We start from the raw sequence: 14,297 nt of genomic DNA, 5'->3' as shown, positions 1-14,297 counted from the left end.
CGGAGGGCAGTCTATTGGGATATGGAGCGTTTGCAGCTCTTCGCAAGGTTCTGGTTTCAGGGCTGTTTGTCAGTTGGGGCTATACGGCAACAGCCGAGCCCGTGGTGATTGCCGCATTGGGGGATTCGCTGACCCAAGGCTATGGGTTGGTCGAACAGGATGGGTTCGTCCCACAGCTGGAACGCTGGCTGCAGGTAAACGGCGCTGAGGTTCGGTTGATCAACGCGGGTGTTTCGGGGGACACAACGGCAGGCGGCGCGTCGCGGGTCGAGTGGACTTTGACGCCGGATGTGGACGCGATGATAGTCGCGCTGGGTGGCAACGACTTGCTGCGGGGCCTCGACCCCGACCTGTCGCGCGCCAATTTGACCGCAATCCTGAGCGCGGCCGAAACAAACGATGTCGACGTGTTGCTGATCGGCATGCAGGCGCCCAGCAACTATGGACCGGACTACAAACAGGCGTTCGACACGATCTACCCGGATTTGGCTGAACAGTTTGATGTCCTCTACGCCGAAAGTTTCTTTGACGGTCTCGCCTCGGGTGGTGATCCGAACGCCGTCAGCCAATACATGCAGCCGGACGGGATTCACCCGAATGCCCAAGGCGTCGCGCAGATTGTCGAGGCGCTTGGCCCATCCGTGCTGGAACTGGTCAAGATGTCGGGTGAACAGGGCTAGCGGTCGTTAGACGACTGTGACAACCGTTCCGATTGGCACACGGTTGTAGAGATCTACCACGTGTTCGTTCATCATCCGGATACATCCGTTGGACGCGGCCCGTCCGATCGTCTGCGGCTGCGTTGTGCCGTGGATGCGGAAATAGGTGTCGACCCCGTTCTGGAACAGATAGAGCGCCCGCGCGCCCAATGGATTGTCCCCCCCGCCGGGCTGAACATAGTCGTTATCCTTGAAACGGGCATAGGCCACCGGATCCCGCTCGATCATCTCTTGCGTAGGCCGCCAGGTGGGCCATTCCTTCTTCACGTCGATGGTCGCAGTGCCGGTGAACTCCAACCCGGCTTTGCCGACCCCACAGCCATAGCGGACCGCCTTGCGCGGTTCGGTCACGTAATACAGATAGAATGATCGCGGCACGACCAGCAGTTGCCCCGGCTGAAACTGCTTTTTGATCCGGACAAATTGCGGTGTGGGATCATACTCGGCAGCCTTCTTGGCAACGGCAATACCAGGGAGAAGGCTCAGGGCCGTTCCGGCCAGAAAAACACGACGTGTGAACATGTGCGCCTCTTGAATTGACCTGAAAAATCATCACTCGAATTCCAGAATGATATCTTAATTGGTCAATTATGGGGCAGATATTACGAAATTGTGATATGAGGCCTTACGGCCACAAAAAAGGGCGGGGTTTACCCCCGCCCGTCTGAGTGGCTTATGCCAGCTCGATATTGTCCGCGCTTTCGCGACCGTCACGGCCCGAGCGCAGCTCGTAGGTGACTTTCTGGTTGTCGGCCAGACCGGTCAGGCCCGAGCGTTCGACGGCTGAGATGTGAACGAAGATGTCTTTGCCGCCATCTTCGGGTGCGATAAAGCCGTAGCCTTTGGTGGTGTTGAACCATTTTACGGTGCCTGCAGGCATATCCGTGTCTCCTGTTTAGTGCTGCCCACGTGGATGCGGCAGCCTGGCGTCGTCGGTCTGGATCGAATGACTGAGCGCCGTAGAAGGAGACAGTGGGTCGAAATAGAAAAACGTTAGCCCTTTGGATATGGCATTGGGGTGGGGATGTGGCAAGGGTTGAATCGGTTGACGCGTTGGCAGCCATAAGCGCGTTGGGATGCCTTTATGAGAAACTACCGCCGCGTTCGAATACTCGGAGCGAAGTATTTCTTCAATGTCTCTTTGGCCGACAGGTCGTCCGATTTTTTGGTGCGAAACGTTGCGCATTCGCGTGCGGCTTTTGGGGCGCCACGATATGAGCTGTCTTTGTGGTGCGATGCGTTTGTGGTCTTGCCCAATTGTTTGCACGCAATTTGGAGTTCGCCACCGGGGGATGCGGATTACTCGACGCGTTTGGGCGCGATCACAGCGCGATTAACCATGCGTGTAAACAAAACAAGTCGTAGGTCGGGATTCAGCCCGGCACCCGCGACGTCAAACCTGAGCGTCGTGACAACTGGCAGATTTGCCGAGCTGAAGCCCGGTCTACGGCAGAACAAACGCGAAGCGACTTCTTGGCAACGCAAGTTTTGGAAGCACCGTATCTGTGATGAAACGGATTACCGCAATCACATGGCATATTGTTGGAGCAATCCGGTCAAGCATGAGTTCGTACAACATCCAACCGATTGGCCGTATTCGTCGATCCATCGCGATATCCGTGCGGGTCGGGTGGGTCCATAGTGGAGGCAACATCACCGTGGGCACGTACGGAGAACCTTAGGATGGGGTTAAACCTAGTCCTATGCTTGTTACTAGAAAAGACATTCGGAGATATATGCTCCAAGACGCGCGAACTTGCTGTTGGAACTTTCAATCGCAACGGTGCAAGAAAAAACGAGCGCATTCTTCGACGAATAGCGAACCGGGACAATCACATACCGATTCAAACCTTCTTCGTGGCTCATGTTTGAGATAAAGAATACACCGACGATCCCGTGCGCTCCTTTATCGTCACCAAAACTACTATTGGCGATAACGTCATCAAAAAAGCGTTCTTGTTCGAACCTAACAGTGGAGTGCCACGATCTGTCGTGAAAGTCGCCTACCTGCCGATATTCACCGTGGCTTCCCAAACTTGGAAGATGGCGATCATCGTGTCCAAGTTCGAACTCCACTACGCCCGGAAACTCTGCTGAGTAGTAAATTGCATCAGGATGATCGCACGTATCATGATCCACGATCAGGTCGAGAACTACCAAAGACCATGCATTGTCGTTCAAGAACTGAAGAAATTCTTGCCTTTCAGCTTCGCGATTGCCGAGGCCGTCGCTTACTTGTTCGGGTGAACAGGATGTAATGTGCGTGTTGATATAGGGTGCAGTTCTAGTAGCCCAAAAATACTCATACAAACCTACGAAAGTCGCTAGCGCCCCAATTGCCGTTAGCGACCAATTCGCGAAACGAAAAGTAGTGTTCATAGACCCCTGATGGGAGCTTAGAGCACTGATTTCAAGCGAAAATCACCGCGCAAACTTCTTGTGTTTCAGCCGCTTGGGCTCCAGTGCATCCGGTCCCAGACGGCGCTTTTTGTCTTCTTCGTAGTCTTCGAAGTTACCCTCGAACCACTCCACATGGGCATCGCCCTCAAACGCCAGAATATGCGTGCAAATCCGGTCGAGGAAGAAACGGTCGTGTGAGATCACAACGGCGCAGCCGGCGAAATCGACCAAGGCGTCTTCCAGCGCGCGCAGGGTTTCGACGTCCAGATCGTTGGTCGGTTCGTCGAGCAGCAAGACGTTACCGCCCTCTTTCAGCAGGCGGGCCATGTGGACGCGGTTGCGTTCACCGCCGGATAGCAGTGAGACCTTTTTCTGCTGATCGCCGCCCTTGAAGTTGAAGGACGAGCAATAGGCGCGGGAATTGACCTGCGCGTCACCCAGTTGAATGATCTCGGCGCCGCCGGTGATTGCCTCCCAAACGGTGTCGTTGTCGGTAAGGTCATCGCGGGACTGGTCGACATAGGACAGCTCGACCGTGTCACCCAGCGTGATGGTGCCGCTGTCGGGCTGTTCCTGACCGGTCAGCATCTTGAACAGCGTCGATTTACCGGCGCCGTTGGGGCCGATAACGCCGACGATGCCGCCGGGGGGCAGGGCGAAGTCCAGCCCTTCGATCAGTTGCTTGTCGCCCATGTGTTTGGACAGGCCCTCGACCTCGATCACCTTGCCGCCAAGGCGCTGGCCGTTGGGGATGACGATCTGGGCGCGGGTTAGCTTTTCGCGTTCGGACTGTTCGGCCAGTTCGTTATAGGCGTTGATCCGGGCCTTGGATTTGGCCTGGCGGGCCTTCTGTCCCTGACGCATCCATTCCAACTCGCGTTGCAGGGTCTTCTGCTTGGACTTGTCCTCGCGGGCTTCCTGTTCGAGGCGTTTGGCCTTTTGTTCCAGCCATGCGGAGTAGTTGCCCTCGTAGGGGATGCCGCGGCCCCGGTCGAGTTCGAGAATCCAGCCGGTGATGTCGTCCAGGAAGTAACGGTCGTGAGTGACGATCAGGATGGTACCCTTGTAGTCGATCAGGTGCTGTTGCAGCCAGGCGATGGTCTCGGCGTCCAGATGGTTGGTCGGTTCGTCCAGCAGCAGCATGTCGGGCGCTTCCAGCAGCAGTTTGCACAGCGCCACGCGGCGTTTCTCACCCCCCGAGAGGTTGGCGATGTTGGCATCGTCCGGCGGGCAGCGCAGCGCCTCCATCGAGACGTCGATCTGGCTGTCGAGGTCCCACAGGTTTTCCGCGTCGATCGCGTCCTGCAGGGTGGTCATCTCTTCCATCAACTCGTCCGAGTAATTCTCGGCGATCTCCATGGCGATCTCGTTGAACCGGTCCACCTTGGCTTTTTTTGCCGCGACGCCCAGCATGACGTTTTCGCGGACCGACAGCGATTCATCCAGCTGCGGTTCCTGCGGCAGATAGCCCACCTTGGCGCCCTCGGCCGCCCATGCCTCACCGGTGAAATCCGTATCAAGGCCGGCCATGATCTTCATCAGTGTCGATTTACCCGCGCCGTTGACGCCGACGACACCGATTTTCACGCCGGGCAGAAAGCTCAGGTGGATGTTTTCAAAGCACTTCTTGCCACCAGGATAGGTCTTGGAGACACCCTGCATGTGGTAGACATATTGATAGGCGGCCATGTCGCGTCCTCTGGGTCGGGGAAATCAGCTTGAAACGCTTGATATCCAAGCGGGGCGGGCGGGGCAAGCTGGTGGTTTCGTGATTTTTGCTGAGACCTTGGGCGGGCTAGAGTGGCTTCGGTTTGAGAGGCGTGTGAGATGTCAGAACTTGCGGAATTGATTGACGGGTGGGCAAAGCCCGGTCGGGTCGATTGGATTGGTTTGCGTCCAGCCCGACGGGCGAAGATCGTCACTTTAGGCGACGCTATGATTTCCGCTGATGGTTTGGATGGAGATCGCAGTCGCACGGGCAAGCGGGCGGTGACGTTGATCCAGCAGGAGCATTTGGCGACGATTGGCTCGTATCTTGGACATGGGCCGATTGCGCCAGAGATATTGCGGCGCAACCTGGTGGTTTCGGGGATCAATCTGGCCGCTCTGAAGGGGCGTGAGGTGCAGGTGGGCGAGGCGGTTCTGCGTTTTAACGTGATCTGCGCACCTTGCAGCCGGATGGAGGAAGCGCTGGGAAAAGGCGGCTATTCTGCCGTGCGCGGGCATGGCGGGTGGTGTGCGGAAGTGGTGCGTCCGGGACGGGTTCGGGTGGGCGATGCGGTGCAACCTGTTGATTGACAAGCTGCTGCAGTTCTGAACAACAGCAAGGGATGTTGCGCAGCCAGATACCCTATGCTCGGCCCGGACAGGTCATTGGGCTGTTCGGAGGGTCCTTTGATCCTCCGCATCAGGGGCATGTGCATGTCACGCTTGAGGCGATGAAAGCATTCGGTTTGGATCGTGTGTGGTGGCTGGTCTCTCCGGGTAACCCTCTGAAACAGCGCGGGCCTGCGCCTTTGCCACGTCGGTTAGAGGCCGCGCGGGCGGTGATGCAGCACCCTCGGGTGGACGTGACGGATATCGAGGCGCTGACAGGCACACAAGCGACGGCGGATACGCTGGCGGCCCTCCGGCGGCTTTATCCTCGGGTTCGGTTCGTCTGGATCATGGGGGCCGACAATCTGGCGCAGTTTCATCGGTGGAAGGACTGGCGGCAGATCATGGACCGCGTCCCCGTGGGCGTTGTGGCGCGACCGGGGGATCGGATTTCCGCGCGGATGTCGCCAGCAGCACGGGTTTATGCGCCCTACAGAATTGACGGGCAGGCGCGGCATCTATTGGGGCGCGCGCAGGCGCCGGGGTGGTGTTTCGTGAATGTGCCGATGGTCAATCTCAGTTCAACTGAACTTCGCAATCGCGGCATCTGGGCAAACGGAGTGTTGCCCGAATAGCCACATTGCCTGCATATTCTCATGCAATGGTTGTCCAAATTTCATCTCTGGGATTTTAATTGACCCATGGTTGATCGTATTTCACGACGTTTGTTTCTGGCAGGGTTGAGCGCAGCTGCGGTCCCTGCGGCTGCCATGGCGCAGGCGCCTTTGGTATCCTTGCGGCCTCAGGCCCGAGGGCCTCAGCTGACCGGGGCCGAGCGGTTCGTTCGTGCAGCCGGGCTGCGGGGCGATGTGATCTTTGCAGTGGCAGATGTTGAGACGGGCACCCAGCTTGAGGCGCTGGGGGGTGAGGCCGGGTTGCCTCCGGCCAGTGTGGGCAAGGCGCTGACCGCGCTCTATGCGTTGGACGTTCTGGGGCCAGATCATCGCTTTGAGACCAAGCTTCTGGCGGATGGGCCAATTGAGAATGGCATTCTAAAGGGCGACTTGATCCTTGTCGGTGGCGGCGATCCTCTGCTGGATACGGATGCATTGGCAAGCATGGCGGCTAATCTGCGCGAGGCCGGGGTGACCGAGGTGCGCGGAGCGTTCAAGGTCTATGACGGAGCCTTGCCCTATGTGTTCAGCATCGACCCAGGGCAGCCAGATCATCTGGGCTATAGCCCGGCGATCAGTGGAATTTCTTTGAACTTCAACCGCGTTCATTTCGAATGGAAGCGGGCCGGGACGAATTACAACGTCACGATGGATGCGCGCAGCGCCAAGTACCGTCCGGATGTAGATATGGCTGTGATGCGGGTCGAACCGCGCAGCCTGCCGATCTACACCTATCAACCCAGCGCACGTCAGGACCGCTGGACCGTGGCCAAAGGCGCGCTGGGCAACGGCGGCGCACGTTGGTTACCCGTTCGAAAACCTGCACTTTATGCGGGCGATGTGTTTCGCACGCTTGCCCGCTCAAACGGGATTGTTCTGGGTCGGGTGCAAGTCACGCAGGAAACCCCGCAGGGCACTACGTTGGTTGTGCATCAGAGTGACCGGTTAGAGAGCATCCTGCGCGGGATGCTGAAATACTCGACCAATCTGACGGCAGAAATGGTTGGTATGGCGGTTACTAAAGCACGCGGGGTGAGGCCGAGTGATCTGGCGGACTCGGCGGCTGAGATGAACCGCTGGGCGGCGGAGACCTATGGTGCCAACCAAATCGCCATGGTGGATCACTCTGGTCTTGGTGATGCGTCCCGCATGCCTCCGGGTGATCTGGTGAAGGCGCTTGTTGCGGCGCGCAAAACCGGGGCGCTGCGGCCGCTGCTCAAACCTTTCACGCTGACTGATAGTCAGGGTCGGGCGGTCAAGGATCACCCCATCAAGGTGAATGCAAAAACCGGAACGCTGAACTTCGTTTCGGGTCTTGGTGGGTTTCTGACCACGGCTGACGGGTCTGAACTGGCCTTTGCGATTTTTACGGCAGATGTGGACCACCGCGCCACGATCCCGCGCGAACAACGCGAGCGTCCCGAAGGTGCCCGTAGTTGGAACCGCCGGTCGCGCAAGCTGCAGCGGGCGTTGATTGAACGCTGGGGGTCTCTCTACGGCAGTTGAACCTAAATCGTGTGGCGCGCGCGGGCACCGCGTTCGATCGCGGCTGCGTGCAGGCGGTCGATGTTCAGCTCATAGCGGATTTCTTCCAACAAACGCAGCTCGGTTTCGGCCAGTGAACCGTCTGCGGCGGCAACGTCGCAGGCCAGTGCATAGGCCGTTTCGTTCAAGCGTTCGGGCAAGTTGTCACGGATCAGGCCGAAGAGGGCGTCCAAACCATCTTCCTGTTCGAACAGGTCGAACACGATTTGCGAAACCCGGCGGGTGCGGTCGATGTCATAACCCGCAAAAACAGGCAGCATATTCACCGCGCCTTCGATCTTGACCAGTTCGGCGGTGCGGATTGTCTCATCCGACGCCGAGATCGCGACCATGATCGCCACAAGGCAATCTTGCGGAGACATCGGGTGTGGTACTTGGTCGGTCATTGGGTCGTCCTGAGTCATTTGCTGCCGTCGCACGATAGGAGGGCTGGCGGGCAGGTTCAACGGCTTTTGCTGGCGCGCGTCAGAGAATTGGCAATGGCCCCCGCGTTTTGGTCTGGCGCAACACGAAATTGCTGCGGGTGTCACGCACCAGACCTGACTTCAAAAGGCGCTGCATTATGAAAAGCTCAAGATCTTCGGGCGATTTGGCGTAGACCTTGAGGAGGAAGTCATGATCCCCAGTAATCGACGCGCATTCCACGATCTGAGGTTCGGTTTCAACAAGCCGTAGGAAGGCGTTGATGCTGTCTTCCTGATGGCTCTGCAACGCGACGTGGATATAGGCAATGGCGTTCAGTCCGACAGACTTGGCGCGGACCTGCGCAGTGTAGCCCGATACAACGCCTGAGGCCTCAAGATCCCGCACCCGACGCCAGCATTGCGAGGCCGACAGGCCCGTGCGGTCTGCAAGTTCCTGCATCGACAATCGGCCGTCGGTTTGCAGCTGTTGCAGGATGGCTAGATCGGCAGTATGAAACGTTTGTGCCAATTTTAACCTCAATGCGAAATGATCCGTTCAACTATAAGCGATCTTCCTATCTATAGAAACTGAATTCGCCACCTCCCTTGAATAGAATATCTGTGAGGGGGAGGAGAAGATGCCGAAAACAACGAAATACCGCGCTAGAATCGCCGATGCGAAGGGTCATATCGCGTATACCGCTGAAGAGGACGCCGTTTGGGCTGATCTCTACTCGGCGCAGCAGGACAACGTGCAGAAATACATGGCGCGCGACTATCTCGACGGCCTGAAACGGTTGGAGTTGCCGAAGACCCGTGTGCCTTCCTGCAAGGATATTTCAGAGCGCTTACTTGACCTGACCGGATGGCGGGTGCAGCCCGTGCCAGCGCTGATTGGGTTCGAAACCTTCTTTGGGATGCTGGCCGACAGGGTGTTTCCGGCTGCGTCCTTCATCCGTTCACGCGAGGATTTCGACTATATTGAAGAGCCGGACATCTTTCATGAGATCTTTGGGCATACGCCCTTGCTCAGTGATCCCAGATTTGCGGCGTTCAGTAGGGCCATCGGCAAGGCCGGGGTGCAGGCTGAGCCAAAGGACTATGCCTGGCTGATCCGGCTTTATTGGTTTTCGGTCGAGTTCGGGTTACGGTGGCAGGATGGTGAAATCAAAGCGCTGGGTTCGGGGCTTGCGTCCTCGCCAACTGAACTGGTTTATGCGGTCGAAAGCGACATTCCCGACCGAGACCCGTTTGACGTGCTGACGATTCTGCGTACTCCATACCGAATCGACATGCACCAAATGGGCTACTTTGTTCTGCAAGACCCCGAGGCGCTGTTCGCCGCGGCTGACAGGGACCTGTTGGCAGATGTAAGACAGGCGCAGTCGCTCGGTCTATTGCCCAACAAGTTCCCACCCAAAGCAACAGCAGCGGAGTGATCGAAAATGACCACAACAGGACAAACCTGCAACTTGTCAGACCGTACGTGCGTACCTTGTTCCGGCGGCATTCCAGCCCTGACGGCAGACGAGGCGAATGCTCATATGGGCGAGCTGTCATCGGAATGGACACTGAATGTCGGGTCGACCGAGCTTAGCCGCCACTTCGCGTTCAAGGGTTTCGCTAAGGCGACATATCTGGCCAATCTTTGTGCATGGCTGGCGGATCAGCAGGGCCACCATCCCGATATCTCGTTCGGCTGGGGCTATGTGGATGTCAGGCTGACAACCCATGAAATCGGCGGACTCAGCGAGAATGACTTTATCTGGGCGGCGAAACTGGACCAGTTGACCGGTTGAATCGGCCTTGGCCCTAAGAAAAACCCCGTGCTTTTTTGACTCATGCTGCACCGACACGACAGGAGGGGGAGTTGGAAGGTTCAATTGGAATGTGGGTGCGCACGGGTTTCATGCTGCCCCCGGATTTCTATTCGAGATAAAACCAGTTCCCGGCGCCCAATTTTTCAAGGTCAATGACATGCATACCGTCCTGAAAACTGTGTGCTCCCACGGCGGCTTTTTTCTGGTCGGGGAAGCGAAGCGTTAGCCTAGGCGATGCTTTTATCTGAAGCCGTCCGACTAAGGGCTCAATCCGGAAGGAGAGTTCTTCCGGAACTGCGCGGCCGGCCAGTGAGACCAGAATACGTCCTGAAGTTGTAATCTCTTCATCATCAAGACTTTGGACAACAACAGCCGCAGTTGGGTTCTCGACCTCGAAAGCTACATTCGTGGTTGCGACCGTTTTGTCCGAAAGGTGTCCTGCGGCGGCCTGGGTCTTGGCCGTGTCGATGACAATCAGGCCATCGTTGAATGCCCTATAAAAATCACCGGTATCCGCCGCAACGGTTTGAGCGTCCGGTTCCAGGTAAGAGTGTTCGGTATCGAGTATTTCATGTTGCTGCTCCTCCAGTACCGAGGCTTGCAACCAAGGCAGTGCCGGCGTGTCCGGCATACAGGTGACCAATCTACTTTGCTCGACGATTGTTCGTATCCCGACCGAGGATGCCGGCGTTATCGAATTGCCAAAAAAGGCCTCGTGATCGGGGCAAAGGGCATAAGTCTTTTCCGCAAGGCGCACATGGCCCTGCCGATAGAGAAGAGCAGCCGCAGGCATCATGGCCATCATCGCGGGGTCTTCGGCCATGCTCCAGTTGGTGGGGCGAAGCGGGCCATTCAAGGGCTGCTGCGCATAACCATAGACGATAGGGGCATCCCATCCCTGATGGGCGGCGCGCACGGCGACACTGAGTGGTGCAATAAACCTGTCGTCGCCGGGAAATTCGCCGATGTTCCACTCGGAAACGCTGAACGGCATTCCGACCACTTGTCCAATGGACAGCCAATCCAGAAAGCCGGATCGCGTTCTTGGGTCGTAAAAAACTTCTCCCGAGCTTCCATAGCTATGCGCGTCAACCATGGAGCCGCGCGTGAGAGAGGGCAGCCCGGCGACCGACATCCCGCCCCACAAGCTGGTTGTGGTGATCAGACCCTCAAACCCGGTGGCTTCAATATTCTCGATCATTCGGTCATTGAAGCGGCGTTCAAGTTCGTTGAGGAACAGCTTGGACGGCCCGTGCAACCACGATCGCCAGGTGAGTTCCGGGTCAATGCCATTTTCCAAGGCAAATTCGCGCGCGGCCGCCATATAGACTGCGTTGTGCCGGGGGACGTTCTTGTCTGGCAGCAACGCATTTCCGAAATGATGTGTCAGATCATTTTCGTTGGTGATCATAACGGCAATGACCGCAGGATCTTCTGCGTAGGACAACCCGGTTATCTTGTTGATGTGTCGTAGATACTTGTCCTGAAAATCAAGCATCAGCGCTTCGATACTGGGTGAAATGTAGCTGAATCCCTTGACGCGAATCGAGGTCTCACCCTTGGCGATCTCTTCGAAATCCTCGACCCCGTCTTCGTTTGTAAAGCTGCGACCGACATGAAGGTCGAGCCAGATGTAAAGGCCCTCGGCCTTTAGTGCCGCGATCCATTGGTCCAGTTTTTTCAATGAGAAGGCATCGAGCTTGCGGGTTGTCTGCGCTTCGCTGCCAAAGATGTTGGGTTGCACCCAATGCGAGTCGTGGTGGTGGATGCGCACCAGATTGAAGCCCAACCGAGAAAGACGTTGGGCATGGGCCCGCATGAAACGAGGTTCGGTCGTGAACAGCGCATAGGCTTGAAGGTTCGCCCCCCAAAATCGGGCCGGGGTACCATCCGCGAAGAAAAGCTCATCGCCGACGGCCTGTATCTTACCGTGACGGCCGGCAGGCTGGTGGTTCAACGCACTTAGGTCGGGAATGGGGGTTTCCAACCGCAGCGCCCCTCTCGGCCAAGTCTGTACATCTTCGCTTGGCTGCGACGTTGCCGATCTGGGGCCGGATGCGATGCTAACCGCTAGGATGAGCAAAAAAGCAAAGATATCTGGGCGGTTCATCAGGCACCTCGTGCTTGTGCAGTGTATCTTTTCGGAAGGTTACCGCGTTGCCCGGGATTTCAAAATGGTTCTGCACACTGAGCTTATGCTTATTTGCAGTGGGCGGCGCTAGAAAAACCCCGTGCTTTTATTGACTCATGCTGCACCGGCACAATAGGAGGGGCCGGTCGGTTGCAAAGGGCGACCGGCGCTGTTTTTCCCGATGGAGCAAATCTGATGTCTGAACTGCGTGAAACCGCAATGTCGTCCAAGGCCTGGCCTTTCGAAGAGGCGCGCCGGTTGCTCAAACGCTATCAGAAGAACGCTCCGGAGAAGGGGTTTGTGTTGTTCGAGACCGGCTATGGCCCCTCGGGTCTGCCGCATATCGGCACCTTTGGGGAGGTCGCGCGAACCACGATGGTCAAGCGCGCGTTCGAGGCCCTGTCGGATATCCCGACGAAACTGATCTGTTTCTCGGACGATCTGGACGGCATGCGCAAAGTGCCCAGCAACGTGCCGAACCCGGAGATTCTGGAGCAGCACCTGCAGCGTCCGCTGACTTCGGTTCCCGATCCATTCGGTGAATACGAAAGCTTTGGGGCGCACAACAACGCTATGCTACGCCGATTCCTCGACACCTTTGGGTTCGAGTATGAGTTCTATTCGGCCAAGGAATTCTACGAGTCCGGACAATTTGACGAGATCCTAAAGCGCGCTGTCGAACGCTATGACGAGATCATGGCAATCATGCTGAAAAGTCTCCGCGAAGAACGGCAGCAAACTTATTCGATCTTCCTGCCTCTGCATCCCGAAAGCGGGCGGGTGATGTATGTGCCGATGAAAAAGGTATGTGCCGAAACCTACACCGTGACCTTTGATGATGAGACGGGCAAGGAATGGACCGTTCCCGTGACCGGCGGCAACGTAAAGCTGCAGTGGAAGCCGGACTTTGGCGCACGCTGGGCTGCGCTTGGTGTCGATTTCGAGATGTACGGCAAGGAACACGCCACCAACGAAAAGATCTATGACGCGATCTGCCGTGCTTTGGGTGGCCGAGCGCCCGAGCATTTCTCGTATGAGCTGTTTTTGGATGAAAACGGTCAGAAGATATCGAAGTCGTCCGGCAATGGTGTGTCGATTGACGAATGGTTGACCTATGCACCGACGGAAAGCCTGTCGTATTTCATGTATCAAAAGCCCAAGACGGCCAAGCGGATGCATTTTGACGTCATTCCCAAAGCCTATGATGAATATCATCAGCAGTTGCGAGCCTATCCGGGGCAGGATCTGAAGGCGCAGTTGAACAACCCGGTCTGGCATATTCATGGCGGAGATGTCCCGGAATCGACCCTGATTGTGCCGTTTGCCATGTTGCTGAACCTCGCCTCGGTTTCAGGGGCTGAAGACAAGGAGGCGCTGTGGGGCTTCATTCGCCGTTACGCGCCTGAGGCGACGGCAGAAAGCCACCCCGATCTGGATCAGGCGGCTGGTTTTGCTGTGCGCTACTTCAACGATTTCGTCAAACCAACGCGCAAACACCGCGCCCCGACGGATCAAGAGCGCGAAGCGCTGGAGGCGCTCAAGGCCGCGCTCGAGGCCTATGACGGCCCGGCCGAGGATGAGGCTCTGCAATCGGTGGTCTATTCCATCGGGCGCGAGCGGTTTGACCCGATGCGTGGCTGGTTCACCGCCCTCTACGAGGTGCTGTTGGGGGCCTCGCAAGGCCCGCGTTTTGGCGGCTTCATTGCCCTCTATGGCGTGCCGGAAACGATTGCACTGATCGACAAGGCCTTGGCCGGAGAACTGGTCTGATTTGACCTGATCCCGCATGGGGCTACCGTTCCGACAGGAGGTAGCCCCATGCGTCGTTTACTGCTTGCCCTGTCCCTGAGCGCCGGTTTGGCCTCGGGTGCGTCTGCCCAGAGCGCCGAGATCGAGGCCAATATTGCGGCCCAGATTCAGGCCTTCAAGGCGGATGATTTCGCCACGGCCTTTACCTTTGCCAGCCCCAATATCCAGCGTCTATTCGGAAACCCGGACAATTTCGGAGCGATGGTACGCAATGGCTATCCCATGGTCTGGCGTCCCTCTGATGTGCGGTTTCTGGAACTGCGCGAGGTCGCAGACGCGTTGTGGCAGAAGGTCATGATCACCGATGGCGATGGCGCGGTTCACATTCTCGATTATCAGATGATCCAGCAGGAAAATGGCTGGAAGATCAACGGCGTGCAGCTATTGGGTCGCGCTGACCCTGCAGCCTGATGCAACACCACCGTCACGGTCGTATGAGTGGCGGTTAATCCCTTTTGGATACTCAGATCGTCGCGTTC

16 protein-coding genes are annotated in these 14,297 nt (G+C 57.2%); 9 read left to right on the top strand and 7 right to left on the bottom strand.

The features are described 5' to 3' along the window. The first annotated feature begins 14 nt into the window (after positions 1 to 14). Positions 15 to 680, top strand: a complete 666-nt coding sequence (locus ACP15L_RS11435; protein WP_425084254.1) for an arylesterase — start codon at positions 15 to 17, stop codon at positions 678 to 680. A 6-nt stretch (positions 681 to 686) separates the two neighbouring features. Here ACP15L_RS11435 and ACP15L_RS11430 read toward each other — a convergent pair whose 3' ends face one another. Both ACP15L_RS11430 and ACP15L_RS11425 read right to left on the bottom strand, forming a co-directional pair. Further along, on the bottom strand, positions 687 to 1,241 hold the full coding sequence (locus ACP15L_RS11430) for a L,D-transpeptidase (protein WP_170378840.1): 555 nt from the start codon (positions 1,239 to 1,241) through the stop codon (positions 687 to 689). A 151-nt stretch (positions 1,242 to 1,392) separates the two neighbouring features. Then, on the bottom strand, positions 1,393 to 1,599 hold the full coding sequence (locus tag ACP15L_RS11425) for a cold-shock protein (protein ID WP_170378838.1): 207 nt from the start codon (positions 1,597 to 1,599) through the stop codon (positions 1,393 to 1,395). A gap of 204 nt (positions 1,600 to 1,803) precedes the next feature. On the opposite strand from ACP15L_RS11425, the gene ACP15L_RS11420 reads away from it, so the two are divergent. Beyond that, a complete protein-coding gene (locus ACP15L_RS11420) occupies positions 1,804 to 2,361 on the top strand; it encodes an REP-associated tyrosine transposase (protein WP_425084253.1) in 558 nt (185 codons plus the stop codon). 71 nt (positions 2,362 to 2,432) lie between these two features. Here the strand turns inward: ACP15L_RS11420 and ACP15L_RS11415 are convergent, their stop codons facing one another. Together ACP15L_RS11415 and ettA are read right to left on the bottom strand one after the other, a co-directional pair. Next, positions 2,433 to 3,098, bottom strand: a complete 666-nt coding sequence (locus tag ACP15L_RS11415) for a hypothetical protein (RefSeq protein WP_425084252.1) — start codon at positions 3,096 to 3,098, stop codon at positions 2,433 to 2,435. Positions 3,099 to 3,140: 42 nt separating this feature from the next. Further along, positions 3,141 to 4,808, bottom strand: a complete 1,668-nt coding sequence (ettA, locus tag ACP15L_RS11410) for an energy-dependent translational throttle protein EttA (RefSeq protein ID WP_425084251.1) — start codon at positions 4,806 to 4,808, stop codon at positions 3,141 to 3,143. A gap of 138 nt (positions 4,809 to 4,946) precedes the next feature. Between ettA and ACP15L_RS11405 the strand changes: the two genes are divergently transcribed. The 3 genes from ACP15L_RS11405 to dacB all read left to right on the top strand — a co-directional run bounded on the left by ACP15L_RS11405 (position 4,947) and on the right by dacB (position 7,615). Then, the gene (locus ACP15L_RS11405) at positions 4,947 to 5,417 is read left to right on the top strand and encodes an MOSC domain-containing protein (RefSeq protein ID WP_425084250.1); all 471 of its coding nucleotides are present in this window, start codon (positions 4,947 to 4,949) and stop codon (positions 5,415 to 5,417) included. Between the two features lie 32 nt (positions 5,418 to 5,449). Beyond that, positions 5,450 to 6,070: a nicotinate-nucleotide adenylyltransferase gene (locus tag ACP15L_RS11400; RefSeq protein WP_425084249.1), complete on the top strand. Its 621-nt coding sequence runs from the start codon at positions 5,450 to 5,452 to the stop codon at positions 6,068 to 6,070. Positions 6,071 to 6,136: 66 nt separating this feature from the next. Then, positions 6,137 to 7,615, top strand: a complete 1,479-nt coding sequence (dacB, locus tag ACP15L_RS11395) for a D-alanyl-D-alanine carboxypeptidase/D-alanyl-D-alanine endopeptidase (RefSeq protein WP_425084248.1) — start codon at positions 6,137 to 6,139, stop codon at positions 7,613 to 7,615. Positions 7,616 to 7,617: 2 nt separating this feature from the next. On the opposite strand, the gene ACP15L_RS11390 is transcribed toward dacB, so the two are convergent. Further along, positions 7,618 to 8,040: a tellurite resistance TerB family protein gene (locus tag ACP15L_RS11390; RefSeq protein WP_170721088.1), complete on the bottom strand. Its 423-nt coding sequence runs from the start codon at positions 8,038 to 8,040 to the stop codon at positions 7,618 to 7,620. Between the two features lie 79 nt (positions 8,041 to 8,119). After that, positions 8,120 to 8,587, bottom strand: coding sequence for an Lrp/AsnC family transcriptional regulator (locus tag ACP15L_RS11385; RefSeq protein ID WP_425084247.1), 468 nt, complete (start codon positions 8,585 to 8,587; stop codon positions 8,120 to 8,122). A 109-nt stretch (positions 8,588 to 8,696) separates the two neighbouring features. On the opposite strand from ACP15L_RS11385, the gene phhA reads away from it, so the two are divergent. Together phhA and ACP15L_RS11375 are read left to right on the top strand one after the other, a co-directional pair. Beyond that, positions 8,697 to 9,497, top strand: coding sequence for a phenylalanine 4-monooxygenase (gene phhA, locus ACP15L_RS11380; RefSeq protein WP_425084246.1), 801 nt, complete (start codon positions 8,697 to 8,699; stop codon positions 9,495 to 9,497). A gap of 6 nt (positions 9,498 to 9,503) precedes the next feature. Next, positions 9,504 to 9,857, top strand: coding sequence for a 4a-hydroxytetrahydrobiopterin dehydratase (locus ACP15L_RS11375; RefSeq protein ID WP_170691407.1), 354 nt, complete (start codon positions 9,504 to 9,506; stop codon positions 9,855 to 9,857). Positions 9,858 to 9,984: 127 nt separating this feature from the next. Here ACP15L_RS11375 and ACP15L_RS11370 read toward each other — a convergent pair whose 3' ends face one another. Further along, positions 9,985 to 11,865 carry a hypothetical protein gene (locus tag ACP15L_RS11370; protein WP_425084245.1) on the bottom strand — a complete coding sequence of 627 codons (1,881 nt, stop codon included), beginning with the start codon at positions 11,863 to 11,865 and terminating at the stop codon, positions 9,985 to 9,987. A gap of 339 nt (positions 11,866 to 12,204) precedes the next feature. Between ACP15L_RS11370 and ACP15L_RS11365 the strand changes: the two genes are divergently transcribed. Both ACP15L_RS11365 and ACP15L_RS11360 read left to right on the top strand, forming a co-directional pair. Continuing rightward, the gene (locus ACP15L_RS11365; RefSeq protein ID WP_425084244.1) at positions 12,205 to 13,779 is read left to right on the top strand and encodes a lysine--tRNA ligase; all 1,575 of its coding nucleotides are present in this window, start codon (positions 12,205 to 12,207) and stop codon (positions 13,777 to 13,779) included. A 48-nt stretch (positions 13,780 to 13,827) separates the two neighbouring features. After that, a complete protein-coding gene (locus ACP15L_RS11360; protein WP_425084243.1) occupies positions 13,828 to 14,229 on the top strand; it encodes a DUF4864 domain-containing protein in 402 nt (133 codons plus the stop codon). Positions 14,230 to 14,297 lie beyond the last annotated feature (68 nt).

It is taken from the genome of Ruegeria profundi (genome assembly GCF_049800715.1).
Lineage (GTDB): Bacteria > Pseudomonadota > Alphaproteobacteria > Rhodobacterales > Rhodobacteraceae > Ruegeria > Ruegeria profundi_A.
The sequence above is the reverse complement of the archived record's forward strand: the minus strand, read 5'-3'. Positions and strand labels throughout refer to the sequence as shown.

Excerpts from the sequence above, each read along its gene's own strand:
- dacB (WP_425084248.1), top strand. The coding sequence starts at position 6,137 with ATGGTTGATCGTATTTCACGACGTTTGTTTCTGGCAGGGTTGAGCGCA.
- ACP15L_RS11420 (WP_425084253.1), top strand. The coding sequence starts at position 1,804 with ATGAGAAACTACCGCCGCGTTCGAATACTCGGAGCGAAGTATTTCTTC.
- ACP15L_RS11400 (WP_425084249.1), top strand. The coding sequence starts at position 5,450 with ATGTTGCGCAGCCAGATACCCTATGCTCGGCCCGGACAGGTCATTGGG.
- ettA (WP_425084251.1), bottom strand. The coding sequence starts at position 4,808 with ATGGCCGCCTATCAATATGTCTACCACATGCAGGGTGTCTCCAAGACC.
- ACP15L_RS11405 (WP_425084250.1), top strand. The coding sequence starts at position 4,947 with ATGTCAGAACTTGCGGAATTGATTGACGGGTGGGCAAAGCCCGGTCGG.
- ACP15L_RS11430 (WP_170378840.1), bottom strand. The coding sequence starts at position 1,241 with ATGTTCACACGTCGTGTTTTTCTGGCCGGAACGGCCCTGAGCCTTCTC.
- ACP15L_RS11365 (WP_425084244.1), top strand. The coding sequence starts at position 12,205 with ATGTCTGAACTGCGTGAAACCGCAATGTCGTCCAAGGCCTGGCCTTTC.
- phhA (WP_425084246.1), top strand. The coding sequence starts at position 8,697 with ATGCCGAAAACAACGAAATACCGCGCTAGAATCGCCGATGCGAAGGGT.
- ACP15L_RS11390 (WP_170721088.1), bottom strand. The coding sequence starts at position 8,040 with ATGACCGACCAAGTACCACACCCGATGTCTCCGCAAGATTGCCTTGTG.
- ACP15L_RS11360 (WP_425084243.1), top strand. The coding sequence starts at position 13,828 with ATGCGTCGTTTACTGCTTGCCCTGTCCCTGAGCGCCGGTTTGGCCTCG.
- ACP15L_RS11375 (WP_170691407.1), top strand. The coding sequence starts at position 9,504 with ATGACCACAACAGGACAAACCTGCAACTTGTCAGACCGTACGTGCGTA.
- ACP15L_RS11425 (WP_170378838.1), bottom strand. The coding sequence starts at position 1,599 with ATGCCTGCAGGCACCGTAAAATGGTTCAACACCACCAAAGGCTACGGC.
- ACP15L_RS11415 (WP_425084252.1), bottom strand. The coding sequence starts at position 3,098 with ATGAACACTACTTTTCGTTTCGCGAATTGGTCGCTAACGGCAATTGGG.